The following is a 14,436-nucleotide window of genomic DNA, read 5'->3' on the forward strand; positions in this document are numbered from 1 at the left end:
GTCCAATTCTTCCGTACTAAGGGCGCCGGCCCTAACGAATGGTGCGGCAAACGTCTGTTAACGCCCGACGGCGGCCCTCCAGTGGGAGGACCGCCGTCGGATACGTCGTGCAGGGGCCGGTGGGTGGGTGGGATCAATCGCCCAGGCGAAGACCCGTCTTGGTGTCGAACAGGTGTACGTGGCCCGACTGCGGGCGGACCCAGATGGACTCGCCCTTCATCGGGGGACGGCGGCCGTCGACGCGGGCCACGATGTCGTGGCTCGTGCCGTCCAGCGTGGTGTGGCCGTAGACGTAAGCGTCGGCGCCAAGTTCCTCGACGACGTCGACCTCAACCTGGAGGCCTTCGCCCTCGGCGACCTGCTCGAGGTCTTCCGGGCGGGAACCGAGCGTGACGGTCTGGCCGTGGGCCTCTTCGAGGATGTTGCGCGGTACCGGGTACACGGTGCCGCCGAACTGCACGCCGCCGTCGACGACGGGAAGTTCGAGCAGGTTCATCGCGGGGGAGCCGATGAAGCCGGCCACGAAGACGTTCTTGGGCTTGTCGTACAGGTTGCGCGGAGTGTCGACCTGCATCAGCAGGCCGTCCTTCAGTACGGCGACGCGGTCGCCCATGGTCATGGCCTCGACCTGGTCGTGGGTCACGTAGACCGTGGTGACGCCCAGGCGGCGGGTCAGGGACGCGATCTGCGTGCGGGTCTGGACGCGGAGCTTGGCATCAAGGTTGGACAGCGGCTCATCCATGAGGAAGACCTGCGGGTTACGCACGATCGCGCGGCCCATGGCAACACGCTGGCGCTGACCGCCGGAGAGCGCCTTCGGCTTGCGGTCCAGGTAGGGCTCGAGGTCCAGGAGCTTGGCAGCCTCGCGGACACGCTCGGCGCGCTCTTCCTTGCTGACACCGGCGATCTTCAGCGCGAAGCCCATGTTGTCCGCGACGGTCATGTGCGGGTACAGGGCATAGTTCTGGAAAACCATGGCGATGTCGCGGTCCTTGGGGGGAACGTCGGTTACGTCACGGTCGCCAATCAGGATCCGGCCGGAGTTGACGTCCTCAAGACCTGCAAGCATGCGCAGGGAGGTCGACTTTCCGCAGCCGGAGGGTCCCACGAGGACCAGGAACTCGCCATCGGCGATTTCAATGTTGAGCTTGTCAACAGCGGGCTTTTCCGTGCCCGGGTACAGACGTGTTGCGTTATCAAAAGTAACTGTAGCCACAGTTATCAATCCCTTCACCGGCAGGTACGTGCCGGACGATCCGTAGTGAATGGTCTTATTGTTCAGTTGTTAATTCAGTTGTCAGCACCTGATCGTGCGCATACTCCCCGGCCGAAGCCGAGGAGTATCCAATGACGCCGCACGGTACTTGTGCGCCACATCACAACCTAGAGTATGTCAGATTTTTGCCAAATGGGCCAAAATGTTGCAGATGTCACATGTGATTCGGCCAACTCTGGGCCCGGGATGAGCTATAGAGTCACACGCCGAGGGCGCGCTTCCGTTCCCGCAGCAGGGCCTCCAGCAGCTCGGCAACGTGCACCGGGGCTTCGATCCGGAACTGGGCCTGGGTGAAGTCCAGGCCCACCTTCACGCCGACGTCCCCGGGGAGCAGCCGGGCCAGGGCGTCCTCGTCCGTGGTGTCGTCACCGGCGAAGACCGTGGCGGTGGCGCCGGTCGCCTGGCGCAGGAAGGCTATGCCCTCCCCCTTCGAGGCGTGGATCACGGAGGTCTCCAGAACGCGGTTGCCGCTCTTCAGGAAGACGCCGGGCCGGTCCTGCAGGACGGCCCGGGCCGCGGCGACGGCGTCCTCGGCGACATCGTCCGCGGCCAGCCGGGTGTGCAGCACGACGCCGGCCGGCTTGTCCTCCAGCAGGGTGCCCGGCGCCACCTCCACGATGCCCTCCAGCTCGCGCCGGACCCCGGCGAGCAGGGCGCGACGGTCGTCATCGAGTTCGAGCTCGGCGGACCCGGGGCCCATCCAGACCTCGGCGCCGTGGCTCCCGATCAGCAGGGTCTTCTCGGGGGGAAAAGCGACCGCCCGCAGGCTGTCCAGCGCCCGCCCGGAGATGAGGGCCGTCGTCGTCCGCGGGAGTTCGGTGAGCGCGGCGAAGGCGGCCGCCGAGCGCGGAAGGGACCGGGCGTCCCCGGCATGGTCAACGAGCGGCGCCATGGTGCCGTCAAAATCCATCGCGACCAGCAGGTGCTCCGTCGCGGCGATGGTGCTTATGGCCTCCAGCAGGTCGGGGGACAGCGAGAGGGGGGTCTGCTCCGGTGACAGCTCAGGAGTCATCGCGGATTACCTTTTCTTCCAGTGCGGTCAGGAAATCGGAGGACCAGAGGTCGACGTCGTGGTCCAGGATCTGCTTGCGCATCGCACGCATCCGGCGGGCGGCTTCCGCGGGCTGCATGTTCACGGCCTTCATGATGGTGTCCTTGAGGCCGTCGATATCGTGGGGGTTCATCAGCAGGGCCTGCTTGAGCTGGTCCGCGGCGCCCGCGAATTCGCTCAGCACCAGGGCGCCGTCGTTGTTGGTCCGCGCCGTGACGTATTCCTTGGCCACCAGGTTCATCCCGTCCCGCAGGGCGGTGACCAGCATGACGTCCGCCGCCAGGTACAGCGCCACCATCTCATCGATCGGGTAGTTGTGGTGCAGGTAGCGGACGGCGGTGTTCTGCAGGGTGTCATAGGTGCCGTTGATATGGCCCACCGTGCCCTCAACCTCTTCGCGGAGCAGGCGGTACTGCTCCACCCGTTCGCGGCTGGGGCTGGCGACCTGGATGAGGGCGGCGTCCTCCACCGTCACCTTGCCGTCCGCCAGGAGTTCCTCGTAGGCCTTGAGCCGGTGCCTGATGCCCTTGGTGTAGTCGAGGCGGTCGACGCCGAGCAGGATCGTCTTGGGGTTGCCCAGATCCTTGCGGATCTGCCGGGCGCGCTCGATGATTTCAGGCTTCTGGGCGAGTTCGCTGATCTGCTGGACGTCAATCGAGATGGGGAACGCCTGGGCGCGGGCGATATGGGTGGTCTCGCCGTCGCTGCCCTTGACATGGACCTGCTGCTGCTTGACGCTTGCGCCGAGGAAGCGGCGGGCGGAGCGCATGAAGTTGCCGGCATCGCTGCTGCGCTGGAACCCGACCAGGTCGGCGCCGAGCAGTCCGTCGATGATGGCGCGTCGCCAGGGGAGCTGCGCGAAGATCTCCGGCGGCGGGAAGGGGATGTGGTTGAAGAACCCGATTTTCAGGTCCGGACGCGCCTCTCGCAGCATCTTGGGGACGAGCTGCAGCTGGTAGTCCTGGACCCAGACGGTGGCGCCGGGGTTGGCGTGGTGGATCACGGCGTCGGCGAACCGCCGGTTGACCTTGCGGTAGGAGTCCCACCAGGTCCGGTGGAACTCAGGCGGCGCAATCACGTCGTGGTAGAGCGGCCACAGCGTGGCGTTGGAAAAGCCCTCGTAGAACAGCTCGATGTCATGGGTGCTCAGCTGGACCGGGACGAGGTCGATGCCGCCATGGCTGAAAGGTTGGACATGCTCATCGGGCGCGCCGTGCCAGCCGACCCAGGCGCCGTCGGTCTTGGTCATCATGGGTGCCAGGGCGGTGACCAGACCGCCGGGGGAGCGGCGCCAGCCGTCCTCGCAGCCCGGCTCGTCCGGGGAGCAGCGGTCCACCGGCAGGCGGTTGGACACCACCATGAAGTCATACTGCGAGTCCGGATCGGTGTCGCTGCTGCCGTGTGCGGCGGTGCCGTGCGCGGACGCGCCTGAGGATTTTGGATCCGATTCGGCGTGTTTCGTGGCCTGCATTGGTGCCCCCTGGGGATTGCTCGTGGCTCCTCTCCACCCTAGCCGGGCGGAATCTTCTGTGCTATTCGTCCGTTGCGACGCGTGAGGGAAGGTTGAAAGCGCAACTTCCCAGTTTTCTCCCCTAAAATGATGAATTGCCACCCAGTGGATCCCACCGGCCGATCGACCCGAGGAACTAATGAGCCCCGCAAACGAACCCCGTCAGTCCAAAACAGAGCGAACTGCCGCGGCCCGCGAGAAAGCCCGTGAGATCCGCGAAGCGCAGCTGAAGAAGGACAAGCGCAACAAGCTGCTGATCGGCTGGGGCATTGTTGCCGCCGTCGTCGCCATCATTGTGGTGGTGGCACTGGTGGTCACGTCGAACATCCAGAACAACGCCCCGGTGGCGGACGAGGGACCCACCCCGGCCAACGGCAACGTGTACGGCGGCGTCACGCTGCTGGCCAACACGGAGGTGGCGAAGACCGAACCGGCCACCGTCAACGTCGCCGACATTCCCGCTCCGGCAGCAACTCCGCCGGCGAAGGTCACCGCGCCCGGCGCTGAAGCCGAGGCCGGCAAGCCGGTGAAGGTGGTCCTCTATATCGACTTCATCTGCCCCGTGTGCAAGAACTTCGAGACCCAGTACAACGAGACCCTCACGAGCCTTCGCAATGAAGGCAAGATCACCGTGGAGTACCGCCCGCTGGGCTTCCTGGACACCCGCTCCACCACCAACTACTCCTCCCGCGCGGCCAACGCGGCGGCCTGCGTCGTGAACGAATCGCCGGAGAAGTACGCCGACTTTGTCAATGTTCTCTTTGAGAAGCAGCCTGCTGAAGGCGGCGCCGGCATCTCTGATGATGACCTGAAGACGATGGCCACCGACGTCGGGGCCAAGAGCATCGAGACGTGTGTGGACGGGAAGACCTTCCGCCCGTGGGTCAAGTACACCACCCAGCAGGCTGCGTCCATCGGTATCACCGGGACGCCGACCGTGTTCGTTGAGGGCGAGCAGTGGGGCAAGGGCGAGAGCGCCCAGACCCCGTTCGAGGAGTTCCTCCAGGCCGCCATCGACGCCAAGAAGTAAGCGGCACACGCCCGCAGCCTGCCCGGCAATAAAAAATCAGCCCGGTTCCGGATTCTCCCGGAGCCGGGTCTGTTTTTATCACCGGGCATCCGTGGGCTAACCTTATCTAGCGCCATCGCGCCGGGTCCCTCAACGTGTCCCGGTGGCGGCCGGCGCGCAGGAATGCCTCCTTAGCTCAGTTGGCCAGAGCACCGCTCTTGTAAAGCGGGGGTCGTCGGTTCGAATCCGACAGGGGGCCCGAATAGAACCGCGCCGCTACTGGGAATCGTCCCGGTGGCGGCGCGGTTTTGTTTTGCCCTACTTGGCCGTGATTTTGATTCCGGCCACCGCCCCGGTCCAGGCGCCGGTCGGGTCGCTACGGGTCAGTTGCGCGCTGATATACCCCTTCTGCAGCTGGACGACCCGCGTCTGGGTTTCCGAGCAATCGACCCTGAACGACATGTGCTCGGTTCCGGAACCAGTGTCCTGGGCGAGGAAAATTTGGGCCTGAGAGCCGCCAACGCACGTCAAGGTGACCGTGTGCGGGCCGGCGGTCTTCAGCGTTGCGGCTTTGCGGAAGCCGACCCCTGGACCGTCAGCCGGTCCGGCGTCGGCAAGAAGCACGGACCCGGGTGCCCCCGCTAATCGCTTATGCAGCTCGGCGTAGTTGCGAGCTTCCACGCTCAGGACTCCCGGGTCCTTCGCCGGCATGGTGGGCGCAGGTTTGTGGGTTTGCGCCGCCGCCGGCTGCGGATCCCCCATGTCTTCATAGGCGCAGGCACCCAGCCCGACAGCCAGCAGTGTGCCAACTACGAGCGCCGCAGCGCAATGGACAGTTTTTGTTCCCCCAGGACCCGACATGTGGTGAGTCTACGGGCGGACATCACGTCCACAGTGCAGGCGGTCACCGCGAGAGCGTCCCGGGGCGTCCCAGGGCCGTCCCAGGGCATGGGTCCGCAGCCTGCGCCTGCGGGACGTTAGGCCCTAGACCGCGGAAACCGTGGAGCGGAGTCTGGGCTCATGACCGAAGCGAATCCGGAAAAGACGCCGGAGATCAAATCCACCCGACTCGAGGAACAGCCCACCGCGGTCCTGCGCGAAACGGTGCCGATGAACGCACTGAAGGAGTTCTTTGGCCGCGCCTACCAGGCCGTGATGGCGGCAGCCGAGCAGCAGCAGGTCCAGCTGGCCGGACCGCCGTTCGCCCTGTACCACGGGATGCCGACCGACGTCGTGGACGTGGAGGCGGGCTTTCCGGTGGCGGCGCCGCTTCCGTGGCCCGGTGACCACGGGGGAGTGACAGCGGGATCCCTTCCCGCCGGCCGCGCCATGGAAGCCATGCATGTGGGGCCCTACGAGAAGCTCCCCGAAACGTACAAAGCCATCACGGGGAAGATGCAGGCCGCGGGGCTGACCCCGGGGAACGTGATGTGGGAGTACTACCTCACGGACCCGGCCGCCGAACCCGATCCGGGAGCCTGGAAGACACTCGTCGTCTGGCCGGTGGCGTGAGGCGCGCGCGCAGCAGGGCGCGGCCCCGTGACGCAAAGTGTCAGTTTCACCACACTATTCTTCGGCTGCATGGATAATGTCCTAAACTGCTTCACTGAGGTGCCTGAAATGGCGCTGCGCAGCAACGAAAGTGAACCCCCAAATGGCTACCGATTACGACGCACCACGCAAGACAGAAGAAGAGTCTCCCGCTGAGTCGCTGGAGGCCCTTCAGGCGTCCCGTGGCGGCGGCGCGCAGACCGCCGTTATCGACGTCGACGAGAACGACACGGCAGAAGGCATCGACCTTCCCGGTGCCGATCTCTCCGGCGAAGAACTGACGGTCATTGTTGTTCCCGAACAGTCCGACGAATTTACCTGCTCGTCCTGCTTCCTGGTCCGTCACCGGTCCCAGGTGGCCAAGGAAAAGAACGGCATGAAGTACTGCCGCGACTGCGAAGGCTAGGGGACCTTCCACCGCGCGCCGCCACTTCACAGCGCCACCACTTCGCAGCAATGCACCACGAAGCGCCGGTTCCCGCGAGGGGTCCGGCGCTTCGCCGTTCCACGACATGTCCCAACAGGAGGACGACGGCGGTGCAACCGTCCCGTAACCGGGCGCGGCGCAGCCTAACGGTTGGGCGCCGATGCCGGATTACCCCTCGATTCGGCGAGGGAACGCTCCTATTCTGGAGCTATCTCAACTCTTGAGGGGGCAGCCCAAATGAAGACGTTCCGGGTGTGGTTTATCGCAATCATGCTGGCGGTTGCATCCGGGCTGGTGGCGCCCGGTCCCGCATCGGCGGCTCCCTACTGCGGGCTGGTGTGGGGATCGCTGGTCAAGTCGAATCCCGCCATGAGCCAGGCCCAGGTGACTAACGTAAGGACCGGCCAGCACTACTGCTTCGACCGGCTGGTCATCGACCTCAACGGGCGCGTTGGCGGCTACACCGTCCGCTACGTTCCGCAGGTAACGCAGGACGGTTCCGGATTGCCGGTCCCGCTGCGGGGCCAGGCGTTTATCCAGGTCACAGTCAACGACCCGGCGTACGACCAGAACGGCAAGTCCACCTACAACCCGGGAAACCGTAAGGAACTGACGAACGTCACGGGCTACCAGACGTTCCGGCAGGTGGCGTGGGCAGGAAGTTTCGAAGGGTATTCCAGCCTCGGCATCGGGGTCCGGGCCCGGCTGCCGTTCCGGGTGTTCGCCCTGGAGGGGCCGGCGGCAGGCTCACGTCTGGTGATCGACGTCGCGCATTTCTGGTGAAGCCTGGCTCCGGCGGGATCGCTAGAGCGAGTTAAGGTCCGCCCGGAGCGGGTACTCCCGGCCGTCCAGGACCAGCTGGGCGCAGCGGCGGGTTGCCGGGTTCAGCACGATCGGGGCCATGAGGTTCACCGTGGTGGCTTTGGGGGAGTGGTTGAGCACCACCAGCATCTGGAGGTCCTGGTCCTGCTCAAGTTCCAGAGCCTGCAATGTGGCCGCCGGAACCGGCGGGGCGTAGCCCGGCACAAACACGGCGGCGTCGGCGAGGAACAGGCGTACGGGGCTGGGAGAACCGGCCTCGAGGGCATAGAGGCCGGTGGCGCCTTCGACGCTGCGCAGAGTGAAGTCGTGTGCGTTCTCAAGACCAGGCATGGGCGCGGTGAACGTCACGGGGGTGCTGGTGACGGGGAGATCGGCCACAGGCGTGTTCACCGCAGGAAGTCCATCAGCGTGGGCTGCAGGACCCGCGCCGTGGCGGCCAGGGCCACCTGGTAGTTGGTCTCCTGAAGCTTCAGGTCCATGATGACGCTGCCGAGATCTGCCTTTTCAATGCCGGTCCGCTGGGCATCCAAGGTGGCCTCCAATTCTGTGTTGACGGTGCCGGCGCGTTCCAGCTGCGCCTGGCGTGTACCTATCTCAGCACGTCCGTTGACGATGTTCTTAAACGATGTCTCAAGGGGAGCCAGCTGCGAGGTGATGTCCCCGCCGCTGCGGAGTTGCGCGGCGATATTGGCCACCGTGGCGAAGACGGAGCCGGCACCGCTGCCGAAGATCGCTCCGCCGTCGGCGTCGACCCGGACCGTCTGGGTGGCGCTGATGCGCCGTTCCACCGGGCTGATGCCGGCGCCCTGGAACACGGGCGGCGTCGCGGAGCTGAAGGCCGTGGCGGCATCGGAACTGCCGGCGAAGATGTTCCGGCCCAGGTGCTTGCTGTTGGCGACCGAGACAAGATCCTTGTTCAGGGCCTCCAGTTCGAGGGAGATGGCGTCCTTGCCCGACTGGTTCAGCGAGCCGTTGCCGGCCAGCACGGTGAGGTCCTTGATGCGGTGCATCACGTTGGTTGCCTGCTCCAGTGCGGAGTCAGCGGCGGTGAGCCACGTGTTGCCGTCGTCGATGTTCCGGCCGTACTGCGCCGTGGCGGCGAGCAGGGAACGGGTTTCGAGCGCCTTGGCCGTAGCGGCGGGATCGTCCGAGGGCCGGGAGATTTTGTTGAGCGTGGTGGCTTTGTCCTGCAGCTCGGACAGCCGGGCCTGCTGGGTCTGCAGGGTCCGCTGGGCGTTCGCGCTCATGGTCAGGTTTGTGACGCGGTTCAGCATGTGGCTACCTTCCTACCAATCCGGTGCGGTTGATCAGGACGTCCAGGGCTTCGTCGACGGCGGTCATCACCCGGGCCGCGGCCTGGTAGGCGTGCTGGTTGGTGAGCAGGCTGACGTTTTCTTCATCCAGGCTCACGGATGACTGCGAGGCCCGGCTGGTCCGGGCGGAAGCCTGGGCTGCATCGGTGAGCGACTCGTGCTGCTGGGCTGCGCGGGACTGCACCCCGATGTTCGTGACGATCCCTGACCAGACTTTGTCCGGGGAGTTCGCACCGGTGCCGAGCTGCGAGATCTTGTCCGCGATGCTGGTGTCCAGGGCGCCGCCCGTTGAAGATTTGAGGGCGATATTTGCGGTGCTTGTGGGGCCGGCGATGCTCAGTGCGGCGGGTCCTGTGCCGGTGGTGAAGAAGTTGACGCCCTGGACGCCGGCGCCCGTGACACCATCCTTATGGACGAAATTGACCGCCGTGGCGAGGGCGGTCGCGAACCTGTTGTAGGACTCGGCTGCCTCGGCGATGGGGCCTCCGGATCCTCCGGAAGCGGGTGCCAGCACGGAGAGGGCGCCGGCGAGTTCGCCGCCGTCGAGTGCTGCCGTGCCGCCGGGGTTGGTCCACTCGACGCGCGGGGCGTCGGTAGCGGCGTCGGCCATGGCCGTCGCCCCGGCCAGCTTAAGCGTCCGGACGGAGCCGCCGGTCACCAGGGCGTTGCCGCCCACAAGGACGTCCACGGTGCCGTCGGGCTGTTCGCGGACGGTGCCGCCGGCGAGGCCGGCGATCTGGTCCGTGAGCTTGGCCCGGGCGTCGATCAGCTCGTTGGCCGATCCGCCGGCCGCGAGCGTCGAGCGGATCGTCGTGTTGTAGGACGCTACCTGCGCGGCTGCCGCGTTGACGGCTGTCACCGCGTCCAGCGCCTCGCTGCGGACACCGCTCCACTGCGAGTCGAGGGCCTTGTAGGCGGAGGAAATCTTGTCCGTCACGGAGTTGGCGGCGGTCAGGAGCAGCCCCTTGGGCCCGGACTCCGTGGGCTGGTTGGCGGCGCCCTGCCACGCGGACCAGAAACCGTGCAGCGCATTCGAAATACCGTTGTCGCCCGGTTCCTGCAGGATGCCCTCGATGCCCTGCAGCGCCGAGGAACGGACAGTGGCGTAGCCGGCCTGCGCGCCCGCCGAGCGGACGCCGGCGTCGAGGAAGCTGCTGCCGAGCCGTGAGATGGCGTTCACGGACACACCCTGGCCGGGTTGCAAGGCTCCGCCGCTGAAGAGTCCACGGGCCGGCGCTGCCAGGGAAGACTGATCGACGCGTTGCCGGGTGTAGCCCTCGGTGGCGGCGTTGGCGATGTTCTGCCCGGCCACGTTCATGCCCTGCTGGGCTGCGGTCAGCCCGCGGTAGGCGGTGTTCAGGGCGCCGAAGGTGCTCATGGTGGCTTCCTTAGAATTGCTTGTCGAAGATGCGGGAGGCGGCGGTGTCCCCGGTCTTGCCGTGAGCGTCGTAGGTGCCCGCCGCGGGACGCAGATCCGCCAGCGACTCCTGGGTGGAGCGGACGGCGGTGCGCAGGTACTGCTCGTTGGAGTCGCGCAGTTCCTTGATCAGGGCGGTCTGGCGGGTCAGCGCGGCGAGGTGCGCGGTGAGGATCTCGGCCCAGGCGCCTTCCGGAGCCGCCGCGGCCAGTTCCGCCAGGGACGCGTCCGTGGGGAGGCCCCAGACCTCGGCAACGACGGCGGCCTCGATGGTGCGCGCCAGGCTCGCCTGGGCGAGGTGCCCCAGGACCTGCTCGACTTCCCGGGTGCCGTGGGGCAGCCAGCGGGATTTGCCCGAGGTAAGCAGCAGCTGCTCCTCCTCCAGCTTGAAGGTGAGAACGTCCAGGAGTTCACGCTCCCGCCACAGCAGGGCTGAAAGTTCGTGGATGGCCATGGTCCGGACGGCTCCCTCAAAGGTGACTAATGCGGTGGTGCCGGGCATGCAGTACATAAGGAGTCAGCTGCAGCCTTCAGCAGGGTTCGTAGAAACTATCGGCAGGGGACTGGGATCCGTTAGCGGGAATAAGGCTGATTACAGGCGAAATAGCAAGGAAAAGTGTTCGGAAAAGAATTTCGCAATTTTCCTTACGTGTGTATCGGAAAGGGCGATAACTACTCCTGAAGGCCCACGGATGGGCCATCGCTTACAGTCCCACTCACGGAGGAAACATCATGGGCTTCGTTATCAATAACAACCTTGCGGCCAACAACTCGTACCGCAACCTCAACGCCACCCAGACGGACCTGTCCAAGTCCCTGGAAAAGCTGTCCACCGGCCTGCGCATCAACCGTGCAGCCGATGATGCAGCAGGCCTGTCCATCTCCGAGGGCCTGAAGTCACAGGTCACCGGATCGGCCCAGGCATCCCGGAACGCCCAGGACGGCATCAGCGTCATCCAGACGACTGAAGGCGCCCTGACCGAGGTCCACTCCATCCTGCAGCGCATGCGTGACCTCGCTGTCCAGGGTGCAAACGACACGAACAACGATGATGCCCGCGCAGCCATCAAGAAGGAAGCAGACTCCCTCGGCGAGGAGATGGGGCGCCTCACCGAGGCAACCAACTTCAACGGCATCGACCTGCTCAAGGGCGGCTCACTGAGCATCCAGGTCGGTGCCGGCTCGGTTGCTGCCAACGACCAGATCACCGTCAACCTCGCTGACGTTGCCACGGACGTCGCAGGCCTTTCCGGTGCAGCGGGTGCTGGCGCGGTTGACTTCGACGTGACGGATGCAACTACTGCTGCCACGACGATCTCCTCCATCGACGACGCCATCAAGGCGATTTCGACTTCTCGCTCGGATCTGGGCGCGTCCCAGAACCGCCTCGAGCACGCTGTCAAGTCGCTGAACGTCGCCGGCGAAAACCTGTCTGCCGCTCAGTCCCGCATCGCCGACGTCGACATGGCTCAGGAAATGGTCAAGTTCACCAAGGCCAACATCCTGTCCCAGGCAGGCACCGCAATGCTGGCCCAGGCCAACCAGTCCAGCCAGGGCGTTCTTTCGCTCCTGCGCTAAACCGGTTTCCGGTGGCTCGGTAGTCCAGAAGTAGGGCTGCCACCCTGATCGGACGAAGACTTAATCCCGATCAAGACACTGCGGAAGGGCCGGACGATGAGAGCAATCCATCGTCCGGCCCTTACGCGCAACATCTGAAGTTCCGAACACCAAGCACCAGCAGTCATGTGCGGCAATGAAAGGCAGCGATGGGAATCTCACTCGACGGACTGGCCAGTGGGCTCGATACCACTGCCCTCATCAGCTCCGTGATGCAGGTTGAGGCCATCCCGCAGACGCTGCTCAAGTACAAGTCCCAGGACCTCCAGTCCATGGTGTCCGCGCTGCAGGGCCTCAACAGCAAGGTGGCCGCGCTCGCCACCCAGGCCACCGCCGCCGCCAAGCCCGGCGCACTGGACCTCAACACCGCAACCACAACCAGCGACAAGGTCACCGCCACCCCCACGGCGGCCGCCAAGGCCGGATCCATCGACTTCCAGGTCACCAAGCTGGCCCAGACCCAGGTCACCGTCACACCCAAGGTCAACGCCGTAGTCGGCTGGCCGTACACCACCATGACCATCAACAGCGGTGGGCAGGCTTATACGATCGAGCCGCTCACGAGCAACCTCGACGACGTCGTGAAGTCCGTCAATGCGGCCGGAGCGGGCGTGACCGCCAGCAAGGTCGCCGTCGGCGCCGGCGAATACCGCCTGCAGTTCACCGCCACGAAGTCCGGCGAAGCCGGGGCCTTCACCATCAGCGATCCCGGCACCACGTTCACCGACGTCAAGGCTGCACAGGACGCCGAAATTTCCCTCTGGCCCGGCACCGCCGCAGCCCAGTCGGTGAAGTCCTCGACGAACACCTTCACCGATCTCCTCCCGGGCGTGTCCATCACCGCCAAAGAAGTGACCGCCGCTCCCGTGACGCTCACCGTGGCCCGCGACGACGCCGGCATCACCAAACTCGCGTCCGGGCTCGTCGAAGGTGTGAACAGCATCTTCTCCTACGTGGCCAGCAAAACCGCCGTCACCAGCACCACCAACACGAGCGGCACGTCGACCACTGCCGGCATCTTCGCCGGCGACAGCGCGGTGCGCTCCGTGAACCAGAACATCCTGTCCGCGGCCTCCTTGCCGGTGGGCACCCCGCCGCGGTCGCCGTCGGAAATCGGCATCAGCATCACCAAGACCGGCACCATGGAGTTTGACGAGAAGAAGTTCTCGGCAGCCCTCGCCGCCGACCCGGCCGGCACCGCCGCCAAGGTCCAGGAGATCGCCACGCGTGTTGCCGCGGCCGCGACCACGGCGTCCGACAAGTACGACGGCACGCTCACCAAGAAAATCACCGGCCAGCAATCCGAAGTCCGTGACCTGGCCGACCGGATCAGCGATTGGGACACCCGGCTCGAATCCCGCAAGGCCACGCTGCAGCGCACCTACTCCGGTTTGGAAGTGGCCCTCAGCAACATGCAGGCGCAGCAGTCCTGGCTCACCGCCCAGCTGGGCGGCCTTTCTTCAGGAAGTAACTCAGCATGACCACCAGTTATGGCAACGGCTTCGGCAGTGCCGCCCAGCGGAACCAGTACCTCGCCGACTCCGTCCTCTCGGCGCCGCCGGCTCGCCTCCTCACCATGCTCTACGACCGGCTCCTGCTGGACCTGGGCCGGGCCGAGAGCGCGCAGCAGTCGGCCAACTGGCCGGTCGCGTCGGAGAACCTCCTCCACGGCCAGGCCATCATCGCCGAGCTGATCTCCTCGCTCAAGACGGATGCCTGGGACGGCGCCGACGGTCTTCTGGGCCTCTACAACTACGCCTTCACCGCCCTGGTCAACGCAAACATCCAGCGCGATCCGGCACTGACCCGCGAAGCCATTGAACTCCTGGAACCCCTGCGCCAGGCCTGGCATGAGGCCGCCGCCGCGGCTCCCGCGCCGTCGGCAGCCCCCGCAGCTGCTGCAACGGCGGGCTATGGAGCCGCCACAGCCTTCCCCGCCGCCACAGGGTTCTCCGCTGCCGGCGCCTGGAACACCCAGCCCGGAACAGGTGGCGGGAGTCTCGGCTTTGGGTAACCACACGGAGGTGGAGACCGGCTTAGGGGGAGCCGGCATCCAGGACTCCGAATCCACCCCGCCGCCTCACACGGACACCGCCCTGGCGGCCTGGAATGCCATCCTGGATGTGCTGGAGATGGCCGTGGGCGCCGCCGAGCGCACACTGAAAGACCCGCTTGGCCCGCTCTCCGTCGCGCCCCAGTCGGGGGTTGAGCCCCTGCCCGAGAAACGCTGGCAGCCGCCGGTATCCCCGGGACCGCTTCCGGCGGGAGCCCGCCGCCGCGCGCTCGCATTGTCGGCCGCGCAGGAGCGCGTCGCCAGGAAGCTGGAAGAAGCCCGCATGGACGTCGCCAGGCAGCTGCACGCGGTCTCTTCCGTTCCCGGCGTCGGTGATCCCTCCGGAGCCATCTACCTCGACGTCAACGGCTGACCGCCCCGGCAGGATAC

At 65.9% G+C, this 14,436-nt stretch carries 16 protein-coding genes and 1 tRNA gene; 9 read left to right on the forward strand and 8 right to left on the reverse strand.

Features of this window, described 5'->3' with window-relative positions; translation table 11 throughout:
- Positions 1-133: 133 nt before the first annotated feature.
- From AC6EUH_RS16780 to AC6EUH_RS16790, 3 genes are all read right to left on the reverse strand, one after another.
- Positions 134-1,216 (reverse strand): ABC transporter ATP-binding protein, encoded by a 1,083-nt coding sequence (locus AC6EUH_RS16780; RefSeq protein ID WP_056426461.1) that lies wholly within the window; start codon positions 1,214-1,216, stop codon positions 134-136.
- A 259-nt stretch (positions 1,217-1,475) separates the two neighbouring features.
- Positions 1,476-2,288, reverse strand: a complete 813-nt coding sequence (otsB, locus tag AC6EUH_RS16785; RefSeq protein ID WP_499739361.1) for a trehalose-phosphatase — start codon at positions 2,286-2,288, stop codon at positions 1,476-1,478.
- A complete protein-coding gene (locus AC6EUH_RS16790; RefSeq protein WP_499739362.1) occupies positions 2,278-3,798 on the reverse strand; it encodes an alpha,alpha-trehalose-phosphate synthase (UDP-forming) in 1,521 nt (506 codons plus the stop codon). The genes otsB and AC6EUH_RS16790 overlap by 11 nt, the downstream gene beginning before the upstream one ends.
- Before the next feature lie 178 nt (positions 3,799-3,976).
- Between AC6EUH_RS16790 and AC6EUH_RS16795 the strand changes: the two genes are divergently transcribed.
- Positions 3,977-4,867, forward strand: coding sequence for a DsbA family protein (locus AC6EUH_RS16795; protein WP_499739363.1), 891 nt, complete (start codon positions 3,977-3,979; stop codon positions 4,865-4,867).
- Between the two features lie 164 nt (positions 4,868-5,031).
- A tRNA-Thr gene (locus AC6EUH_RS16800) sits at positions 5,032-5,105 on the forward strand.
- Between the two features lie 59 nt (positions 5,106-5,164).
- Here the strand turns inward: AC6EUH_RS16800 and AC6EUH_RS16805 are convergent.
- Positions 5,165-5,707 carry a hypothetical protein gene (locus tag AC6EUH_RS16805; RefSeq protein ID WP_499739364.1) on the reverse strand — a complete coding sequence of 181 codons (543 nt, stop codon included), beginning with the start codon at positions 5,705-5,707 and terminating at the stop codon, positions 5,165-5,167.
- Between the two features lie 159 nt (positions 5,708-5,866).
- Between AC6EUH_RS16805 and AC6EUH_RS16810 the strand changes: the two genes are divergently transcribed.
- The 3 genes from AC6EUH_RS16810 to AC6EUH_RS16820 all read left to right on the forward strand — a co-directional run bounded on the left by AC6EUH_RS16810 (position 5,867) and on the right by AC6EUH_RS16820 (position 7,607).
- Entirely contained in the window at positions 5,867-6,358 is a 492-nt protein-coding gene (locus tag AC6EUH_RS16810) for a GyrI-like domain-containing protein (protein ID WP_056424301.1), read from the forward strand.
- Positions 6,359-6,500: 142 nt separating this feature from the next.
- Positions 6,501-6,803 carry a DUF4193 domain-containing protein gene (locus tag AC6EUH_RS16815; RefSeq protein WP_056424304.1) on the forward strand — a complete coding sequence of 101 codons (303 nt, stop codon included), beginning with the start codon at positions 6,501-6,503 and terminating at the stop codon, positions 6,801-6,803.
- Between the two features lie 258 nt (positions 6,804-7,061).
- The gene (locus AC6EUH_RS16820) at positions 7,062-7,607 is read left to right on the forward strand and encodes an AMIN-like domain-containing (lipo)protein (protein WP_056424307.1); all 546 of its coding nucleotides are present in this window, start codon (positions 7,062-7,064) and stop codon (positions 7,605-7,607) included.
- 21 nt (positions 7,608-7,628) lie between these two features.
- On the opposite strand, the gene AC6EUH_RS16825 is transcribed toward AC6EUH_RS16820, so the two are convergent.
- Genes AC6EUH_RS16825 through AC6EUH_RS16840 form a run of 4 tightly spaced genes read right to left on the reverse strand, consistent with a single transcriptional unit; the run spans position 7,629 to position 10,830 of the window.
- Entirely contained in the window at positions 7,629-8,036 is a 408-nt protein-coding gene (locus AC6EUH_RS16825) for a flagellar assembly protein FliW (protein WP_499739365.1), read from the reverse strand.
- A complete protein-coding gene (flgL, locus tag AC6EUH_RS16830; RefSeq protein WP_499739366.1) occupies positions 8,033-8,920 on the reverse strand; it encodes a flagellar hook-associated protein FlgL in 888 nt (295 codons plus the stop codon). The genes AC6EUH_RS16825 and flgL overlap by 4 nt, the downstream gene beginning before the upstream one ends.
- Before the next feature lie 4 nt (positions 8,921-8,924).
- On the reverse strand, positions 8,925-10,337 hold the full coding sequence (flgK, locus tag AC6EUH_RS16835; RefSeq protein ID WP_056424314.1) for a flagellar hook-associated protein FlgK: 1,413 nt from the start codon (positions 10,335-10,337) through the stop codon (positions 8,925-8,927).
- Positions 10,338-10,347: 10 nt separating this feature from the next.
- Positions 10,348-10,830, reverse strand: a complete 483-nt coding sequence (locus AC6EUH_RS16840; RefSeq protein WP_056426467.1) for a flagellar protein FlgN — start codon at positions 10,828-10,830, stop codon at positions 10,348-10,350.
- Positions 10,831-11,108: 278 nt separating this feature from the next.
- Between AC6EUH_RS16840 and AC6EUH_RS16845 the strand changes: the two genes are divergently transcribed.
- The 4 genes from AC6EUH_RS16845 to AC6EUH_RS16860 all read left to right on the forward strand — a co-directional run bounded on the left by AC6EUH_RS16845 (position 11,109) and on the right by AC6EUH_RS16860 (position 14,419).
- The gene (locus AC6EUH_RS16845; RefSeq protein ID WP_056424317.1) at positions 11,109-11,954 is read left to right on the forward strand and encodes a flagellin N-terminal helical domain-containing protein; all 846 of its coding nucleotides are present in this window, start codon (positions 11,109-11,111) and stop codon (positions 11,952-11,954) included.
- A 188-nt stretch (positions 11,955-12,142) separates the two neighbouring features.
- Positions 12,143-13,474: a flagellar filament capping protein FliD gene (gene fliD / locus AC6EUH_RS16850; protein WP_056424320.1), complete on the forward strand. Its 1,332-nt coding sequence runs from the start codon at positions 12,143-12,145 to the stop codon at positions 13,472-13,474.
- On the forward strand, positions 13,471-14,007 hold the full coding sequence (locus tag AC6EUH_RS16855; protein WP_056424323.1) for a flagellar export chaperone FliS: 537 nt from the start codon (positions 13,471-13,473) through the stop codon (positions 14,005-14,007). Before fliD ends, AC6EUH_RS16855 begins: the two co-directional genes overlap by 4 nt.
- A gap of 10 nt (positions 14,008-14,017) precedes the next feature.
- Complete coding sequence (locus AC6EUH_RS16860; RefSeq protein WP_156367459.1) at positions 14,018-14,419, forward strand: hypothetical protein; 402 nt, start codon at positions 14,018-14,020, stop codon at positions 14,417-14,419.
- Positions 14,420-14,436: the final 17 nt, after the last annotated feature.

Source organism: Arthrobacter sp. 001422645 (assembly GCF_059816125.1).